The following is an 18,229-nucleotide window of genomic DNA, read 5'->3' as shown; positions in this document are numbered from 1 at the left end:
GCCCGTCGTTTGTGCTTGTTTGATCCAACGGTCCAGAGCCGAGGCGGTGAGCCCATATTCCCCCACAATATCCGCTCTGGACTTTCCGTTCTCGTATAGTTGAATCATTTGTTTCTTGAACTCCGCTGTAAAGGTACGTCGTTGTTTAGGCATGTAGATGATCCGCTCCTTATGAAGATATGTTTATTCTACAAGCCCTTATTTTTGTTGTCCAACTAAGTGTAGCCGATCCAAGGAGAGTGTATCATGATGGACAGGATGAACTCTTTATGTCACCATATGCTCACATTCATCTCCTCTACAGGTGCAAGATTTGAGCACTGGCTGTTTTCTCTCTCGAACCAATAAAGCCCCGCGGCTCACTTCTACTCAGGTTATAGGAGATTGATTTCACTCTATTTCTTATAAAAAATCCTGTACTTCACATAGCCACACCATGTGATCTCCATCCTTGCCCCAATAATCCTTTGCAACGGTGTAGGGGGTGCCGAATTTTCGCAGCCATTTGGTCTGGGCTATTTTGAAGCCACTATCCAGGCAAAATTGTGCAACTTCCATTTCGTTCAGCCTGGTCATCAAAGCTCGAATTAACGCCGAGCCTACTCCCTGTCCCTGATAACTTGGCAGCACATACAAACTCCCCAAAGTCCCTACATGCTGGAGTTCGTCGTTGGTGCACTTCCTGATTTCTTCTCCGCAAGGGCCATAAGAGATCGTTCCAACAACGTTATGGTTATGTTTGGCCGTCAGGAAAAACAAGTTTGGATTCAAAGCTGACAAAGATTCGCGCAGCAATTGTTTTTTATGTTCAATCTCCTGCTGTATGTCGTCGATTAAGTCTTCCAGACCCTCCTCTTCAAATGCCGCAGATATGGAACTTTCAAAAACAATATCCGCCGCCTCCAGATCCGAAGGAACAGCGGATTGAATACTGAACTGTTTTTTCATGATGTAAAAACTCCTAGTTATTAGTCTTTTTTTGCATTTGGTCTCAATACTCTCTTATCTTATAATACTATAAAATAATTCCCGCAAAATGAGCATCTTCCAAGTATATTGAAATCCCCCGATTGGCGATTTCGTTCATCAATTCCACTAATTATTGCAAGGCCACTGCCCAGTCCAGCAAATGTATCTTTTCAAAGTAAAAGAGCCTACTTAATGATGCAGGCTCCATTGTATGTTCTTTGCATATTATGTGCATTTCCATTGCAACAGTCTGCTTTTCAAGGAGCTGTACCCGCAGCCCGCACGCTTAAGAATCAAACTGGTATATTCTTCGTATTCACATGAGTCTATTCATTCCAAATAAGCACCTGGACGGGCGTAGGGTTATACGCGTTGCACGGATTGTTTAACTGCGGGCAATTACTGATAAGCACCATCGAATGGCATCTCGATTGGAGCTCCACGTAACATCCAGGTCCCGACACGCCGTCTTCAAACGTTAATCCACCCTCAGGGGTTACAGGCACATTCATGAAAAAGTTAATGTTCGGAGACAGATCCCTTTTTGCATAACGATGACCTTCCGGATGCTTGGCAAGCTCCAGCATAAACGTATCACGGCAATTATGCATGTGGCCTTTCTCATGCGCATACCGAACCGTATTGCTCTGAGAAGAACAGGAGCCGCCGAGTGTGTCATGACGTCCGCATGTGTCTGCCACGATGGTAGCAAGCTCCTTGCCGGATTCAGCCAAAAGGGTTGAGCCTGTGGTCAAATAAATATTACTTTGCGCGTTGATCGTCCGTACAGCGCTATAATGGTCTTCCGGATGATCTGCATCATAAAACAGCGTGTCCGCGGCTTGGTTTCCTTCCAGATCCACGATTCTAAGCACCTGTCCCGGCTGCAGCTCATACATCCAGCCTTCGCCAGCCGGGATAACCTTATCATAAACAGCGGCCTCCGGATTTCTGGGACTCTCCACCCGATGAAATGCCTTTAACATGTTCTTCTTCCTCCTCACAAAAAAAGATAACAGCTAGTCTTGCAGTGCGTAATACGTCCATGTATTGTCGAAAGCCCGGCGATTCTCCGGCCGGAAATTGACGCAATAGTCAGCCGTATCAATCTGCACGGCAGGAAGCACCTCAATCTTGACCGGCACAGACGGATAAACCTCCTGCGGATCAAGAGGATGCGGCGTATTGGACAAGATCAATAGCACATCCATCTCTAAGCGAAGCGTCACCGTTATTCCCGCAGCACAGTGATTTCCTGCAAAAAGCATATTTCCTTCCTCATCGCAAAACACCTTGGAGAACCAGTTCACTACTGGTGACATATCCCTATCACCGAGGCCGTTTCTAACAAGCTCAACCGCCAGATTTTCCTGGCCGCTGCGCAGCCAGTCATTGCGGCTTTCCTGATAGCGGCTAGCCCCGTACTTGCTGTCTGTGCCCGCTCTTGTCGTGTAACCGCCCAGCGGATCATGCCAGCCCAAATCGTCGTGTACAATGCTGGCCATCACTCTTCCATTATCGCTCATGAGCACGTTGCCCTTCGTCAAGTGTGCCGTATGCTGCGCTTTCAGTGTATCGGGCATATTGTAACGCTCCGTCAAATCCCGCGCATGGTACATCAGCATCGAAACATTGGCGCCCGGTTCAACCGCAGTCAAGCGAATCATCTTCCCTTTGCCGATGATGCCAGACCATTTGCCTCCCGGATGTATCGTTTCACTCCAAATCGCATTCATCCATCGCTCACTCCTCTTCACTTCTTGTCCCTGCCATTTTCCCCATAGGGAAGATTAACTCTAGTCTATCAGACTTTATGTTAGGCAAGATAACATAGCATTTCAGCAATTGTCAAACAAGAAAAATCAAAAACTCGATGCCCAAACAAATCTCACTCCGCATACTTGCTTTCCCAAAGAACCATCTTTTCCCTGCCTTCTTATCTTCTCAAAATAGCTGGAATAGCAAGGGTTCGTGGAAATGTTTGATTAATCATTCACAAAGTCAGAACGATTTATTTAGCAACACTTCACAAATCGCCTCCTGCTTTTACGGCCTAATCTGTCGACATATGATGAAAATCCTCCCACGATCTAAGGATGTCTTGACAGTCTTCCAGACCGGGAACGATAATGAAGAACATAATTAACGTGTTAAACTTCTTAACACAAAATATTTAATTTCTCTCATAACCATTATCTCATCCGTTTTATATGTAATAATATCTTACATTAATTTTCATTAATCATCCTTTCACCAAACACATGGCTTAACGATCTGACAGAGAGGGGCTGCAATAATCTTGAGAAAATGGACCATCGACACATTGAAAATGATGTACAAAAACGACAAACTGACTCCTCTAGTTTTAATAGAGAACATTATCAGGCAGGCTGAGCAGGAAAAAGAGAGCAACATCTGGATCGTTCCTCCCGCTTTATCCCATATCAAGCCTTACCTGGACAACCTTGAACATAAAAATCCGGATGAATACCCGCTATGGGGCATTCCTTTCGCCATCAAGGATAATATTGATCTGGCAGAGGTGACGACAACGGCAGCTTGCCCCGCCTACGCCTATCTGCCTGAGAAGAGTGCGGAAATTGTATCCAGACTGGTGGAAGCAGGCGCGATTCCCATTGGCAAAACAAATCTGGATCAATTCGCGACCGGCCTCGTGGGAACACGCAGCCCTTTTGGAGAAACACATAACTCGCTTAAGCCCGAGCTGATCAGCGGAGGCTCCAGCAGTGGTTCTGCTGTAGCCGTCGCGAGAGGTCAAGCCATCTTCTCGCTTGGGACCGACACGGCCGGGTCGGGACGTATTCCGGCAGCGCTTAATGACCTGGTAGGCTACAAATCAACTGTCGGTGATTGGCCTACCTGGGGCGTGGTGCCGGCTTGCGCTACCCTCGATTGCGTAACGGTATTTGCCAATACGCTGGAGGACGCTTATCTCATTGATGCTGTAGCCCGCGGTAAACGGAAGAGCGGCGTGGGCACAGACATTTATGAAACCATTGCCTCAATGAAACCTCAAAAAATATTACTGCCCAAAGAACAACTGTACTTTTACGGAGATTACAAAGATTCATACCGCATGGCATGGGAAGCGGCGGTAAGACGCCTGGAACTTTGCGGAATTCCTATTGAATACGTCGATTCCAGCATTTTCAACAAGACCTCCAGCCTTTTGTACGACGGCCCTTGGGTCGCTGAGCGCTGGTCTGACCTGGGGGAATTTGTCGAGAGCCACCCCGGAGAAATCTTCCCGGTTACCGAGCAAATTCTGCGCTCCTCGCTGGTTAAGGGCTATAATGCAGCTTCCGTATTCAAGGCACTTCACGAGCTTCGCGAATACAAAGAGCAAGCCAGTTCTCTCTTAAAGGACGCCGTCCTCGTGATGCCAACCTGTGGCGGAACCTGGACCAGAGAGCAGGTTGCGGCCTCCCCGGTTTCCACAAACAGCGACATGGGCTATTATACGAACCACTGCAATTTGCTGGATCTGTGCGCGGTCGCCCTGCCTTCCGATTATGCAGAAGAGCAACTGCCTTTTGGCATAACCATGTTCTCCATGAGAGGGCAAGAAAGCATTCTGAAAGGGGCATCCGCTGAATTTCTGAAGACCGAATCCATCGAACTGGCCGTTTGCGGTCTGCACATGCGGGGCTTTCCGCTGGAGAAGCAACTGCTCAATTGCGGCGCTTCCTTTGTACGCTCTGACCGGACGGCTCCTTGCTATCGGCTGATCCGCTTAAACTCAATCCCTGCAAAGCCGGGGCTCATCCGTTCTGAGCAGGGAGGCTCCATTGCGGTAGAAGTATGGAGAATTCCCGTTGGCCGGCTTGGCGAATTCATCCGTCTGGTTCCCGCCCCGCTTGGTATCGGCAAAATCAAGCTGGAAGGCGGAAGTGAAATAACCGGTTTTATATGTGAGCCTTATGCCGAGCAAAACGGCGAGGATATTACGAGCTACGGCGGGTGGGCAGCGGCGGAAACAGACAGACTGCGTAATGACACCTCTGCGATAGGCTAAAATTAGTTCTCTGTTGAAAAAAAGGGAGGCGGAAGCGATGACAACAACCAGAATACCTTATGAAGAATCATCGCCTTCATTCCGGTGTACGGACCTGTTTGAAATGAATTCCTTGCAAGGTCTCAAGCTGCTCGCAGGCAGGAACCATCTCGATAATATCATTAGCCGGGTCAACATCATGGAGGTCCCGGATATTCAAAACTGGGCGCAGGCGAACGAGTTTCTGGTGACAACCGGATATTCCTACCAAAATAATATGGACGCCTTTCTTGAGCTTATCCCTCATCTGGTTAACCGGGGCGTAGCGGCATTCGGCATTAAGCCCAAACGGTTTATTGCCGAGATTCCGCAGAAGATCATTGATTGCGCAGAAGATCATGGGCTGCCGCTATTCGAGCTTTCGGAGTCCACCATTTTCTCCAATGTTGTGCGTGAGGTCATGGAGAAGATTATAACCTTTGAAACCCGCAACATTCTGCTGCTACAGCGTCGGCTTGAGCAGGTGTCGGAGCTTATGCTCCATGGGTACGATATGCCGAAAATTCTTGAGGTGATTGAAGAGATGATCGGCAATCCCATTTCCATACTGAATGCTTTCAGCCAATTCATCGCTTCAACCGAGCAAAAGAAATATTTTAAGTCCTTCTACAATCATCTCCTGAGCTTTGACTCCAGATCTTCCCCAAAGCACAGTACGATTCAGGTTGAAGATGCCGCAGGTCGCTGCGTCAACCTGCATGTCTTTAACCTGTGGGAGACAGAGCGGGACCCGATTCTGGTACTGCTTGCGGAGAAAAATGGAGCCTGCAGCGAGCTTGATCTGTCCACGGTGTCCCGAATGCTCCCACTGCTTAATATTCGGCTTAGCAGTGAGAACACCTATAAGCTGGTTCAGGCCAAATACTTTGATGATTTCTTGAAAGACTGGCTGATGGGCTGCATTCCCAGCTCGGAGGATCTCGATATTAAAGGCCAGTTTTACGGGTACAGCAATCTGTCAGCCTACAGCTATCGTGTGATCATTGTGAAATTCCATTCCAGCGTGCAGCCGACACCAGACTCAGCCATGCTGTCAAAGCTCAATCATATGAACCCCGAGAGCCCGGCCCTGTTTACGGCCATGTCTGGAAAAATCATCGTGCTCATGCCTCAGCCCGTCGACGGTGGCAATATCCCACCAGATGAGACGGAAGCCATAGTCCGGCTAATTGCCGAAGCGTGCGACACAACAGATTTCTCCTTATGCATCGGTGAATCCAGCGCTCCGCTTTCCATTAATGCGGGATATATTGATACTGAAAATTTATATATCGCCTCCTGTATCAGTCGGGAGAATGCCAAACTGATCACCTGGAAGCAACTGGGCATCTATACGATACTGACCTTGCTCCCCAAGCATGCCAACGTTGATAAGTTTATCGACCGCTTTATCCGGCCTCTCGTGCACTATGACAAAGCCCATAACTCCAGCCTGATTCCAACGCTGACTGCTTACTTTCAAATGGGCTGCAACATCAAACTCACCGCACTAGCCATGTATACACACTACAATACCATCGTATACCGTCTCGATAAGATCAAAACGATACTCGGTATCTCTTTTGATGATGCGGAAGCGCGGCTTCAATTGCAACTGGGCTTGAAAATTTACGAAATGGGAGAGTAGAACAAACATACTTTGAAAGGGGAATTAGCCAGTGAACAACAGAGGCCCGCTACGCAACCTGTTTCGGATTCGCCGGGATATCAACCCTCGTCTTTTTAATTCAATTATGATCATCACTTTTATGTTGCTGATTTTGCTGTGGTACGTAGGGAGCAATTATTCGGGGATCAACTCCATCTTTCTGCCTACACCTCAAGCGACCTTCTCTTACCTGCTCTCCGCTCTCCAGAACGGAAGCCTGTGGGCGGATATCGCTATCAGCTGCTACCGTGTGCTGATGGGCTTTCTTATCGCCGTTGTAATCGGCATTCCGCTGGGCCTGCTCTCAGGCACTTACAAAATCATAAATGCCGTAACCAAACCGTTAATCGAGTTCTTCCGCTACCTTCCCGTTTCGGCACTGATTCCGCTGATTATGGTATGGACCGGCGTAGGGGAAACCGCAAAAATTACGATCATCGTCGTCGGCGCCGTTTTTTCGATGACCGCCATGATTGCGGATATCGTCAAGGGCATCCAAATTGACCTGATCAACACGGCTTATACACTGGGCGCCTCTCAGGCACAGGTGATCCGCAACGTCATCATCCCCGCTATTATGCCTAATGTCATGGATACGATGCGCATGGTCATGGGCTGGGCCTGGACGTACCTGATTATGGCGGAAATGCTGGCTTCGAGCTCCGGCCTTGGCTACAACATTATGATTGCGGAACGGTTTATGAAGACTTATATCATCTTTGGCGGCATTTTTGTGATCGGCATTCTCGGTTTGCTATTCGACCGCATATTTGCATTCATCAACAAACGTCTGTTCCACTGGGCCGAAGATGTATAACAACAGCAACACTTGAAAGGGGGACCTATTTAATGAAACAAACGCCGGCTATTAAAATTTCCTGCAAAAATCTCAACAAAATTTACCGATCCAAAAAAACGGAAATCCTCGCGCTCCAAGACATCAATATAGATATTGCAGACAATGAATTCATTAGTGTGGTTGGCCCCTCCGGCTGCGGCAAATCCACCCTGCTCCGCATATTTGCCGGTTTGGACGAAGCGACTTCCGGCGATATCCTGTTGGATAACCGTGTCATGGCAGGGCCGGGTTCGGACCGCGGTATGGTATTCCAAGCATACACGCTGTTCCCGTGGCTGACGGTGGAGCAAAACATCCGCTTTGGCCTAAAGCTGAAGAAAATGCCCAAGCCGGAAGCGGATCAAATCGTCGAGAAGTACTTAAGCCTTATCGGCTTAACCGATTTCCGCAACAGGCTGCCAAAGGAGCTGTCCGGCGGCATGAAGCAACGGGTAGCCATCGCACGTGCGCTCGCCAACAATCCGGAGGTGCTGCTCATGGACGAGCCCTTTGGTGCGCTTGATCCCGACACTAAAGGGAATATGCAGCTGCAGCTGAGAGAATTATGGGAGAAGGAAAAGCATACCGTCATCTTTATAACACATGACATTGAGGAAGCCGTATTCCTCTCCCAGCGTGTGTACGTCATGAGCTCCCGTCCGGGGCGGGTTATTGCCGATATCCCGATTGATCTGCCTCAGGAGCGGGACCTGGACCTTAAGGACACTCAGGAATTTATTCAGATCCGCAAAAAGATACACAGTCTGTTGCATTCAAGAGATTTCGGGAATAACCTTCATGCGACAAACTAACTTTATCAGTACTTTTCATAAGGATAAGGCTTTTCTAAAAGGGTTCTTGCTCTTGTCACTACCGATCGGCCTGCAAAGCATGTTGACAAGCATTACCAACACCTTCGCATCCTTGATGGTGGGTCAGCTTGGGGACCTGCAGGTATCCGCCACGAGCCTGGCGGGACAAGTCTTTTTCATACTGAATCTCATCATTGTCGGCATTGTCAGCGGCTCTACTATTTTTCTGTCACAATATTACGGCAAGGGAGATCACCACAATCTCAAGGTCGCATCTGCAGTCGCCTTTGCCCTCGTTCTTGCTGTGAGTGCCTTGTTCACTGCGATCGCCCTGCTGTTCCCAACCCAGGTGCTGCATATTTTCTCTAACGAATACGAGGTGGTCGAGCAGGCCGCCGACTATCTGCAGATAGTCGGCACCAGTTATTTGCCTACCGGGTTATCCCTGGCCTGCACAATGATTTACCGAAATATCGGGAGAGCCGGTATTCCTCTGCGAATCATCGTCTTGACTATCATTATCGACATTGTGCTCAGTTACATGCTCATTTTCGGGTATGCTGGCTTGCCTGTGCTCGGTATTCAGGGAGCTGCCATTGCCATTGTTATGGCCAGAACGATAGAAATGCTGATTATGACTTCCATCCTGTACAGCAGATTCAGAAGCTTTGCACCGACGATCCGGGATCTGCTCTTGGCCAAAAAAAGCTTTCTTGCTGTATATTTTAAAACATCCGCTCCGGTCATTTTGAATGAAACCGTGTGGAGTATCGGATACGCAATGTACAGCGTCGTTTTCTATCATATGGGCTATACGGTCGGCGCTGCGGTTGGAATCGCCAAGGTGCTGGAACAACTGCTTATCGCATTTTTTATCGGTACGGGACAAGCCGCCGCCATTATACTCGGGCAAACCATTGGCGAGGGTAAATCCGAGAAGGCTCCCTATTATTCCAGCCGCTTGGCGACGTATACCGCCCTAGGGGGCGTGCTGCTGGGCATAATTATGATGGCCTGCGTGCCCCTCTTCCTGAACCTATATCAAGGAATTTCACAAGAAGTCCGGAACACCATTATCATTCTCATGATGTACCTGGCCGTCATCATGCCCATCAAGGGAATGAACTTCATTCATATTATGGGGACGCTGCGGGCCGGAGGAGATACGAGGATGTGCTTTGTCATCGACAATGCAACACTTTGGTGCGTATCCCTTCCGCTTACGTTCCTGACCGGCTATGCGCTTAATCTCGGCATCGAAATTGTGTTTTTGTTCGTCATTCTCGACGATCTGTGTAAATATACGCTCGTTCGCCTCCGCATTCGGAGCAACAAATGGATTCACAATCTGGTGGAATGATTCCTTGGATCACCATCGGATGTTTATCATATACAAACCAATTGGAGGGGAAGAATGAAAAATGAACCGAAACAAATTCAGCTTCATAAAAACAGGCGCGACCATGCTGTTGTCGATTGTCATGTTATCTGGTTTATTAGCTTGCGGGAACACAAATTCAGCGGGTAGTGCGACTAACGCTGCAGGCGACAATAACTCTTCCAGTGCGAAAAGAAGTCCTGTTACTGTTAAAACGGCATATGCCCCATTCATCGGGGGCATTGGCATCTATGCGCTGGATGATAAAAAATTCGACCTTGACCATAACGTAGACCTGCAAATCGGCGCGTTTGGAGCTACTTCTCCTCTAATGAGTGTCATGACGGGGGACGTAGACATTGCCTTCACGACACTCCAATCCTATTTGGTTTCCGTCAATGCACTTATCGAGGAAGGCTCCGATATTAGCACGCTGCCGAAAATCGTATATTTGCACAATGCTTCCACGGGTGCAGACGGCATTGTAGCTGATGCCAGCATCAAAAGCGTCGCTGACCTGAAAGGAAAATCCGTTACCGCTCAATATGGCGAAGTTACCCATTATATGCTGGCTAAAGCACTCGCTACAGCAGGAATGACCGTGGACGATGTCAATCTCGTAGACATGGGTCCGGGCAAAGGCGGTGCGGCGTTTGTTGCCGGCAGTGTAGATGCAGCAACAACCTTCGAGCCTTATCTGTCTCAAGGCACGACAGCACGAAATGGCAACATTATCATATCCACAGCCGACATGAAGAATACAATTCTGGATGTTGTAGTGGTATCGGCCAAGAACGCCAAGGAGAAGCCGGAATGGCTGTTGAATACACTGAAGGCGGTAGAGGACGCCACAAAGTATGTCAATAGTGATCTGGATGCTGCTGCGGAGCTGACGGCAGGCGACCTGCAGGTGAGTGCCGAAGAGGTCAAGGCCATGTACCCTACCGTTCATTTGTATACGATGGCTGACAACATCAAAGGCATGAGCGAAGGTGGGTGGATTTACGACACCATGAAGGATGTCGTTGATTTCTATACTTCCATCGGTACTTTCAAGAAGCCGTTTGATGTGAAGCAGCTTGTCTCGACAGACTTTTTGTCGAAATAGAACATAAGCGGCATACTATATTATGAACCGGAGGCAACCTTTATGATTACGATACCCGAACATAGTGTGTACATCCTGATCGATGTTCAGAACTCGGACCCTGCGAAATCGCGCGGTCTGACTCCCCAAAGACAGGCTTATCTAAACAATGTGGAGCGGGTAACCGAATATTTCCGCACGCGCGGCGACGTGCCCATCGTGCACATTCGCGAGATTCACCGGAAGGACCTGATCGACTTTGGCCGAGAGCTGGACGGCGCAGAAAATATCCATTGCGTAGAAGGTAATCCTGAAGCTACCTACTATGAGCCTACAGCACCCATCGAGGGAGAATACACGGTTGACAAGCGTCGCTACAGCGCCTTCTTCGGCACAGACCTGGAAATTTTGCTGCGCGGCCTCAAAGCTGAGCATCTGTTCCTGGTTGGCGGCATGACGGACATTTGCGTGCATTACACGGCGGTAGACGCGCACCAATACAACTACCATGTGCATGTATTCAAGGAAGCTGTTGGTACGCCAAGCAGCGACGAAGTAGCCCAAGCCGCGTTAGACAACATTGAATACTTCCAGACCGGATCGATCATTTCGGTCGAGGATTTGTTTAACTAAACCAGTGAAGGAGAAGGGAGATTACCCCGTGAACAAAATACCTGAACATAGCGCACTTATCGTCGTAGACATCCAGAATGACGTAGAGAGTGATGCCATTCCCGTCATGGAAGGTGGCACCTGCATGCTGAACAGTCCAAAAGTGATTAAGCACTTTCGCGAGCTTGGGCTGCCGGTCATTCAAATCCGAGAGCTTCACCGTGCTGATCTCAGCGATTTTGGACGTGAGCTGGACGGTGTGGAAAAGATTCATTGTCTGGAAGGTACCCCTGCCGAAGAGTTCCATCCCTTAACCGCTCCAATTGAAGGTGAATATATCATTACCAAACGGCGGTACAGCGGCTTCTTCGCCACTGACCTCGACCTGCTGCTCCGCTGCCTGGGCGTCAAACGCCTGTTCCTCGTCGGCGGCATGACAGACATCTGCGTCCGCTTCACAGCCGTCGACGCACACCAGCACGATTACCACTTTCATGTGGTATCGGACGCCGTCATCGGCACCAGCCAGCAGGCGCACGACATGGCGCTGAAAAACATGGAGTACCTGCAAACTGGCGCAAATATAACAACGGAGCAATTACTCGCCCTTTCTTTATAATCTGCATATATAAGTAGAAGAAAAAAAGCAGCATCCGCCGTACGTTCTATTTACTGGGAACATACGGACAGGATGCTGCTTTTTATTGCTGCGAGGCTTATTCAGACTGCCGCCAGGATGGACGCTCCTTCACCGACGGCTTGACATGGGCAGGTATCGGGCAGTTATAGCCTTCCATGCCTCCTCCCCGCGCCTTCAGCTCCTGCTTTGCTTCTTCCATGATCCCGGGGTACATAAGCAGCTCTGCGGCGGTGGCAGCCATAACCTTGGCAGCATGCAGCATCCCCTTGTGGCTCGCTGAAGCCATACCCTGCGCCACCATCTGCCAAGAATGGAACGGCGTTTCGGACGCATAGCATACCGTCTCCAGCTGTGCGGTCGGGACAACCCAGCTTACATCGGATACGTCTGTAGAGCCTAACATCCTCCCGCTGGCAGGTTCGTACGGGTCAAGCGTTTCCGGCAGACTTCCGCCGTTCTCTGCATCCGTTCGTCCCTGCTGCAGCGTGGACAGGATTTCGCTTGCATAGCTCTGCTCGGCCTCTGTAAATACGGGTACACCCAGATGTGTGAAGCACCGGTACATGACCTGCTCCAGCGTTACATTTGGAATAAGATTGGAGCAGGCCTTTTCGAACCGGATGTCTACTTCTGTGCCGGTCATCAGCGCCGCCCCCTTGGCCACATCGTTCATCCGGTGATAAATCTCTTCCACCTGCCGAAGTTCTGGTGCGCGAATCAAATATACAACCTCGGCCTCCGCCTGCACCACATTCGGAAATTCCCCGCCTGTCTCGGTCACAGCATAATGAAACCGCGCTTCCGGCGGTATATGCTCTCTCATGTAATTGGCTCCAACGTTCATCAATTCCACGGCGTCCAAGGCGCTTCTCCCCTTATGGGGGCTTATGCCGGCGTGTGCGCTTTTGCCTAAGAATCTGTACCTTATCTGGTAATTCGCGACTGAGGTCTGTGAAACCACTCCATTGTTATACCCTGGGTGCCAGGTTAAAGCCGCATCTACATCATCAAAGAGCCCTTCACGCACCATAAAGGTTTTGCCTGATCCTCCCTCCTCAGCCGGACAACCATAGTAGCGGATCGTCCCTGGAAGCCCTCTCTCCTCCATATATTCCTTTACGGCAACAACGGCAGCGAGCGCCCCTGTCCCCAACAGATGATGACCGCAGCCGTGACCGTTCCCCCTATGCTCAAGCGCTTGTTTGACTGCCACTCCCGCTTGCTGGCTCATGTTTGGCAGCGCGTCGAATTCCCCCAATACGGCAATCACCGGACTTCCTGAGCCATAGCTGCCAACAAATGCCGTTGGAAGACCTGCGGCGCAACGCTCGATTCGAAAACCGGAGTGCTCCAGCTGGCCGGCCAGCAGATCGGCCGATTCAAACTCTTCAAATTTGCTTTCAGCCAATTTCCAGATGTGATCGCTTATTTCCGTAAACGACTCTCTCCCACGCTCAATCCTATCCGCAAACCATTCACAACCACCTTGCTGAGCCTCATGTATGTTCTTCAAGCTGCACCTCCGGCATATTTTTGGACATATTATTACATTTTCCAAAATTATAGTATACTTAAGGGGCCTATTCAATAAGTAGAGAAAGATTGGACGTGAAGGAATGTTTAAAATCGCTTTTATAGTGGCTGAGCACTCCGTGAAACGCCTGAAGCAGGTACAGGAGCAGCTGGAGCAGTTATGTGAACTCACGGTGCTCCCTTACCGCTCTCTGGACGAAATCGCAACCCTTTATTTATCCCGGCCTATGATGCTGGACGCCATTATTTTTGGCGGAGAGCTCTCTTATTTAACTTTGCATAAAGAGATCAAAGGTCCTTACCCTCTGCCGATGAAATACTTGGATGTTACCGAACATGATTTCTATAAATTGATGTTTCAGGCTCATTCAGCCCGTCCAGAGCTGCGCAGCCAGCGTATCGCCGTCGACTGCTTGAGCCAGGATAACGGCTTTCTCGGCATTAAGGAAATACTACAGCCTGAACTCCTTCCTTATATGCCAGAAGAGTATCTGGACAGGCTGTCCTATGACGATATGCTACGGTTTCATTTAGAACTGTGGGAGCAGGGAAAAGTAGATCTCTCCGTTACCCGCTACAGCAATTTGGTCCATAAGCTAACGGAGCACGGGATAAACGCCGTCCATTTATTCCCTTCAGACAATACTATTCTTGAAGCATTCAGAAATACGGTTGGCGAAGTAGAGAGGCTGCACATGAAAGCCAACCGCACAGCTGTCGGTCATGTGCAAGTTCAAGGCTTCCGTAAGCTGCGCGAGCAGGATGAGCCCGAATCCGCGTTGATTATGGCGATGCTGCACAAAGCTCTGCTGACATTTTCCAGAGAGGAGGAACTGCCTCTTGTCGCGCAGAAGCATGCGGATTTTTTTGAACTGCTAGTATCACAGCAGGAAATGGAGGAGAAATGGACGGGGGGCTTGGCTCACTGCAAGCTGCAGGCTTTCCTGAATTATCAACTGTCTTTACGCGTGGATATCGGCTGGGGAGCCGGAGAAACATTGTATAAGGCCCGCTTTCATGCACAAAACGCACTTATGCTTGCTGAGCGGCAGCCCTTGTCAAGCACCTTCATAGTCATGGAGGACGACCGCATCCTCGGTCCGCTTGGCGAGTCAAATCGCCTGGAGGTTACGCACGCACACGATCCCCAAGCTGAAGCATGGGGCCGATATATAGGAATATCACCGCTGCAGATTCACAAAATTATATCCGTCATGAACAAGCTACAGCGTGATGAACTGTCCGCTCAAGACCTGGCACTTCACCTGGGGGTGACGCTCCGCAACGCCAACCGGACCATGAATCTGCTCGCCGAGAAAGGTGCAGCAAATGTAAGCTATCAAAAACAAGAAAAGCTGCGCGGTCGCCCAACCAAAATTTACAAGCTCCAATTTGACAAGCTGCCAGTACTGTAACTGAACAATTGAGGTCGGAATAGTCTTCTAAACATAGAAACATATGTTCTTCACTTCTATATTATGATATCTTTATGCTAGAAACGTCATGTCGGAGGTGTGAGATGTATACATTGTCCCTCCGTGGCTTTTTGAATGAAATGTGATGTTTCACTTAAACTGGGACAAGGTAAGGGCCAGTCTTTAGTCACTTTCACGACCACGACATCCAACCCCGAACAGAGAAATTAATAGATTGCTGGGATAGTCGGATCTCTGTATCCCTGAGCTTGAGTATCTGTACAGCCATTATGAAATGATCGATGCCAAGGCAGCGGGAACACACAAGTTGAAAAATGCGGCTGTTGAAATTGGAGATGCTGCCGTACTCTTTTTTGCCGCACCGGAGCATCTATATCGCCAACAGCTAGGCTATCGCTGGATTGGAACTGGTGAGCTTGTCCATGAATCCTCCTCGTGGTCACCTCATCATGCCGTAATCGCCACTTATAATGAGGACCCACTCATTGTTGATACTGGCGCAGCCCGTTCTTCTGTGTATGCTGCGTATGAAGGTGGCGCGCCACAGCAGGTTGCCGACTCTTTGGCTGACTTCTTTGCGGCTCTTTCCATCCTGATTGAAGCTGCCCGTACCTTTAAGGGAGAACTAAAAGATGAAGAGTTGATTAAGCAATGGGGTACGCCCCTTTTTAACGATCCCTGTTAACTATATAATTCATTAGATGCTTTAGAAAAGCAATATTGCGGGGTATCTGTTCAAGTGCTTCCATGGCAAGGCAATAGTGTTCCCACATCTCTTTACCGGCACCCTCGTGACCAAGGATGGACACGAAATTCGAATTGTTGTTATCAGAATCCTGACCAACAGGTTTTCCGAGTAAGAGCGTATCTCCTTCCACATCAAGCAAATCATCTTTAATCTGAAAAGCAATCCCCATATGATAGGCGAATTTCTTCAAAGCAGCAATTTCCGATTCCTTGGCCTGTGCGAGCATGGCTGGCATAACGAGACAAGCCTCAAACGCCACTCCTGTTTTGTAGAAGCACACCATATTCAGCTGCTCCAATGTCAATGCCTTTCCTTTGGAATCCAGATCCATCGCCTGTCCCATACACATATCTTCTGCCTTTTGGGCCGAGTATTGTACCAAAGCAAGTACAGTCTCAGCATTGAACTGATCAAGTGACGATTGTTCCCCAATCGCCTTCTGGATCAGGTACAGACCGGTTAATTCCGCGGTAGCGCTGTTGTGAACCTGATGTAACGTCTGACGCCCTCTCCGGGTAGATGCATTATCCTGGGAAGGCAGATCATCAAAGATCAGAGATGCGGTATGCATATACTCCAGCGATCTCAGAAGAGGTACGATTGCCGATGCATCCAGTCCATATTCGTTCACGCCCATGACCCAAGTCAATATAGGCCGTATCCGTTTACCGCTTCCTTCGAGGCTGTAATTTGCAGCATCTATAAGCTGTTCTTTCATTGACGGAATCCCATGAGGTTTGGTGATCCTCAATTGATTGTTAATCTGCTCACGGACTATTTTGATCGTATTGAAAAAGCCTTCCTTTTCCTTCGAATCGTTTTTCAGATGTGTAAGCATTTGATCCCGAAGCAGCTTATCAAAGAAATCCACATCATCCGCTTTTTGCACCATCTTCTGAATGAGACGATTGAATTCCGGATTGGCGGATGCAAAAATTCCCATCATTTCATCATACTTTTCAACACCTACACGTTCTTTATAACGTTTGAGTCCATTCATTGCACGATCCAGTATCACCTCACGAGCCCTGGCATCGGAGTCATATACGCTATGGATCAAATAGGAAATGACCGCCCAGTATAATTCAAACGGATTGATCAAATCCGACCTCTGATGATGATATTTTAAATAATAGGTATAGGGTGCCACTGCACCCTCTCTCATATCGTCAACCATATCCGCAAAATCATCAGCAAGCTGGTTATAGATACCATAAAAAAATGTTCGTTGCTCAAAGCCCTCATCCTCAGGAGCACCAATCACGGAACGAACAATCAACCGGGAAGAAGCAGACTTTAAAATGACGGGGATATAAATCTCTTCATTGGTGTAATTAGCTCGCGTTAGATCCTTGACACGGTCGATATCTTGGGAATGAAAAAAAACATAGGACTGCTCGAAAAATGTTTGCTGTGTGTCTGGCCGCTGATGTTCCTTTATATACTCAAAAGCATCCGAGAGCTCCGAATGTATGTATTGAATCAGCTTCATATGTTTTCCGGTCCAGTTGCCAAGCTCAGGCACAGATCCAGTAAGAAGCGCGGTACGTATCATATGAGAGTATTGTTTCTTCTCTTGAACGGTCAAAAGCCGAGAATCGAGAAGATCATCAATAAAAGGATAGGTTAACCCATAGGAGTAACCAAGCCTGATGGCTTCATCAAGTCTGCGAGAACGTTCATCAGGTGACACTGCATCGTCCATTTCTTCCATCACATGCAGAATAACCCCAATAATGATCTTAATCAGCTTGCGCTGGGCTTGCTCTGCATCCATTTCCTCGGGAACATGAGAAGACACAGAACCAAGCTTGTTGATTACCCAGATTACGGTGGCTTCTATCCCTTCCTTTTGGGACCACCGATACACCCCGGCTAAATTCATAAACCCCGGTTGGTCGCTCCTGTTTGTATCGGTGGATTGAAGCAAGTATCTTTTTACGTCAGCAATAACGCGCTGAATCCGGGTCTGTGTGTCAGCAGAATCCAGGGCCTTGCCTAGATCCCTCATGTAAATATAAGAAACACTTCGATCCAGATAATCATCCAATTTACCTGTATAACTCAGCCATTGAATATATCTATAATAATCCCGAGTATCCGGTTTTCTCTTTCCCCGTGAAAAGAAGGATAACCATGAAGAATGACGAATATGATTCCTTTTCCATATTTGGATATCTTCCGTAAGATTAGTCACATAAGTCTTATCCATGACCTGATCATAGAGTGATGCAAAATACTGAAACGCCTTCTGCTCAGCCAGCCGATATCCTGTATTTGCATGAAATTTTTCATTCATATGATGCATTACCTCAACTTCTCATTTTGTTAAACATGGCTGCATTTCTCCCTGAGGGAACGAATTTGGATCATGTTTTTATCTTTATACGGAAAAAAATCTGTGAGGTTACGAAATTAAATTTGTTGAGAAATATGAGCAATTGTCAGAGCGT

Annotated in this window: 16 protein-coding genes; 10 read left to right on the top strand and 6 right to left on the bottom strand. The window is 48.4% G+C overall.

Going from position 1 to position 18,229, the window contains the following annotated elements:
- The 4 genes from BAZ21_RS30345 to BAZ21_RS24570 all read right to left on the bottom strand — a co-directional run.
- Positions 1-153, bottom strand: a 153-nt coding sequence (locus BAZ21_RS30345) for a transposase (protein ID WP_141695029.1), incomplete at its 3' end; no start/stop codon positions are given.
- Positions 154-402: 249 nt separating this feature from the next.
- A complete protein-coding gene (locus BAZ21_RS24580) occupies positions 403-948 on the bottom strand; it encodes a GNAT family N-acetyltransferase (RefSeq protein ID WP_068505515.1) in 546 nt (181 codons plus the stop codon).
- Positions 949-1,295: 347 nt separating this feature from the next.
- Positions 1,296-1,955, bottom strand: a complete 660-nt coding sequence (locus BAZ21_RS24575) for an urea amidolyase associated protein UAAP2 (protein WP_068505514.1) — start codon at positions 1,953-1,955, stop codon at positions 1,296-1,298.
- Between the two features lie 33 nt (positions 1,956-1,988).
- Positions 1,989-2,705, bottom strand: coding sequence for an urea amidolyase associated protein UAAP1 (locus tag BAZ21_RS24570; RefSeq protein ID WP_068505513.1), 717 nt, complete (start codon positions 2,703-2,705; stop codon positions 1,989-1,991).
- Between the two features lie 563 nt (positions 2,706-3,268).
- On the opposite strand from BAZ21_RS24570, the gene atzF reads away from it, so the two are divergent.
- From atzF to BAZ21_RS24530, 8 genes are all read left to right on the top strand, one after another.
- Entirely contained in the window at positions 3,269-5,005 is a 1,737-nt protein-coding gene (atzF, locus tag BAZ21_RS24565; RefSeq protein WP_084011907.1) for an allophanate hydrolase, read from the top strand.
- A gap of 37 nt (positions 5,006-5,042) precedes the next feature.
- Positions 5,043-6,671 (top strand): PucR family transcriptional regulator, encoded by a 1,629-nt coding sequence (locus BAZ21_RS24560; protein ID WP_068505512.1) that lies wholly within the window; start codon positions 5,043-5,045, stop codon positions 6,669-6,671.
- Between the two features lie 31 nt (positions 6,672-6,702).
- A complete protein-coding gene (locus BAZ21_RS24555) occupies positions 6,703-7,509 on the top strand; it encodes an ABC transporter permease (protein ID WP_068505511.1) in 807 nt (268 codons plus the stop codon).
- 32 nt (positions 7,510-7,541) lie between these two features.
- On the top strand, positions 7,542-8,342 hold the full coding sequence (locus BAZ21_RS24550) for an ABC transporter ATP-binding protein (protein ID WP_068505510.1): 801 nt from the start codon (positions 7,542-7,544) through the stop codon (positions 8,340-8,342).
- Positions 8,329-9,702 carry an MATE family efflux transporter gene (locus BAZ21_RS24545; protein ID WP_068505509.1) on the top strand — a complete coding sequence of 458 codons (1,374 nt, stop codon included), beginning with the start codon at positions 8,329-8,331 and terminating at the stop codon, positions 9,700-9,702. The genes BAZ21_RS24550 and BAZ21_RS24545 overlap by 14 nt, the downstream gene beginning before the upstream one ends.
- Before the next feature lie 61 nt (positions 9,703-9,763).
- The gene (locus BAZ21_RS24540) at positions 9,764-10,828 is read left to right on the top strand and encodes an ABC transporter substrate-binding protein (protein WP_068505508.1); all 1,065 of its coding nucleotides are present in this window, start codon (positions 9,764-9,766) and stop codon (positions 10,826-10,828) included.
- Between the two features lie 42 nt (positions 10,829-10,870).
- A complete protein-coding gene (locus BAZ21_RS24535; protein WP_068505507.1) occupies positions 10,871-11,440 on the top strand; it encodes a cysteine hydrolase family protein in 570 nt (189 codons plus the stop codon).
- A gap of 28 nt (positions 11,441-11,468) precedes the next feature.
- Positions 11,469-12,038 (top strand): cysteine hydrolase family protein, encoded by a 570-nt coding sequence (locus BAZ21_RS24530; protein ID WP_068505506.1) that lies wholly within the window; start codon positions 11,469-11,471, stop codon positions 12,036-12,038.
- A gap of 97 nt (positions 12,039-12,135) precedes the next feature.
- Here BAZ21_RS24530 and BAZ21_RS24525 read toward each other — a convergent pair whose 3' ends face one another.
- A complete protein-coding gene (locus BAZ21_RS24525; RefSeq protein WP_084011905.1) occupies positions 12,136-13,572 on the bottom strand; it encodes a M20 family metallopeptidase in 1,437 nt (478 codons plus the stop codon).
- 103 nt (positions 13,573-13,675) lie between these two features.
- Between BAZ21_RS24525 and BAZ21_RS24520 the strand changes: the two genes are divergently transcribed.
- The gene (locus BAZ21_RS24520; protein WP_068505505.1) at positions 13,676-15,007 is read left to right on the top strand and encodes a hypothetical protein; all 1,332 of its coding nucleotides are present in this window, start codon (positions 13,676-13,678) and stop codon (positions 15,005-15,007) included.
- Positions 15,008-15,302: 295 nt separating this feature from the next.
- Positions 15,303-15,713, top strand: coding sequence for a hypothetical protein (locus BAZ21_RS24515; RefSeq protein WP_256022463.1), 411 nt, complete (start codon positions 15,303-15,305; stop codon positions 15,711-15,713).
- Here the strand turns inward: BAZ21_RS24515 and BAZ21_RS24510 are convergent.
- Positions 15,697-18,084: a polyprenyl synthetase family protein gene (locus tag BAZ21_RS24510; RefSeq protein ID WP_068505504.1), complete on the bottom strand. Its 2,388-nt coding sequence runs from the start codon at positions 18,082-18,084 to the stop codon at positions 15,697-15,699. The genes BAZ21_RS24515 and BAZ21_RS24510 overlap by 17 nt on opposite strands.
- Between the last annotated feature and the right edge of the window lie 145 nt (positions 18,085-18,229).

The sequence above is a fragment of the Paenibacillus kribbensis genome (assembly GCF_001705305.1).
Lineage (GTDB): Bacteria > Bacillota > Bacilli > Paenibacillales > Paenibacillaceae > Paenibacillus > Paenibacillus kribbensis_B.
This window is presented reverse-complemented; position numbering and strand designations above follow the sequence as displayed.

Excerpts from the sequence above, each read along its gene's own strand:
- BAZ21_RS24575 (WP_068505514.1), bottom strand. The coding sequence starts at position 1,955 with ATGTTAAAGGCATTTCATCGGGTGGAGAGTCCCAGAAATCCGGAGGCC.
- BAZ21_RS24570 (WP_068505513.1), bottom strand. The coding sequence starts at position 2,705 with ATGAATGCGATTTGGAGTGAAACGATACATCCGGGAGGCAAATGGTCT.
- BAZ21_RS24540 (WP_068505508.1), top strand. The coding sequence starts at position 9,764 with ATGAACCGAAACAAATTCAGCTTCATAAAAACAGGCGCGACCATGCTG.
- BAZ21_RS24580 (WP_068505515.1), bottom strand. The coding sequence starts at position 948 with ATGAAAAAACAGTTCAGTATTCAATCCGCTGTTCCTTCGGATCTGGAG.
- BAZ21_RS24510 (WP_068505504.1), bottom strand. The coding sequence starts at position 18,084 with ATGCATCATATGAATGAAAAATTTCATGCAAATACAGGATATCGGCTG.
- BAZ21_RS24560 (WP_068505512.1), top strand. The coding sequence starts at position 5,043 with ATGACAACAACCAGAATACCTTATGAAGAATCATCGCCTTCATTCCGG.
- BAZ21_RS24545 (WP_068505509.1), top strand. The coding sequence starts at position 8,329 with ATGCGACAAACTAACTTTATCAGTACTTTTCATAAGGATAAGGCTTTT.
- BAZ21_RS24550 (WP_068505510.1), top strand. The coding sequence starts at position 7,542 with ATGAAACAAACGCCGGCTATTAAAATTTCCTGCAAAAATCTCAACAAA.
- BAZ21_RS24515 (WP_256022463.1), top strand. The coding sequence starts at position 15,303 with ATGATCGATGCCAAGGCAGCGGGAACACACAAGTTGAAAAATGCGGCT.
- BAZ21_RS24535 (WP_068505507.1), top strand. The coding sequence starts at position 10,871 with ATGATTACGATACCCGAACATAGTGTGTACATCCTGATCGATGTTCAG.
- BAZ21_RS24520 (WP_068505505.1), top strand. The coding sequence starts at position 13,676 with ATGTTTAAAATCGCTTTTATAGTGGCTGAGCACTCCGTGAAACGCCTG.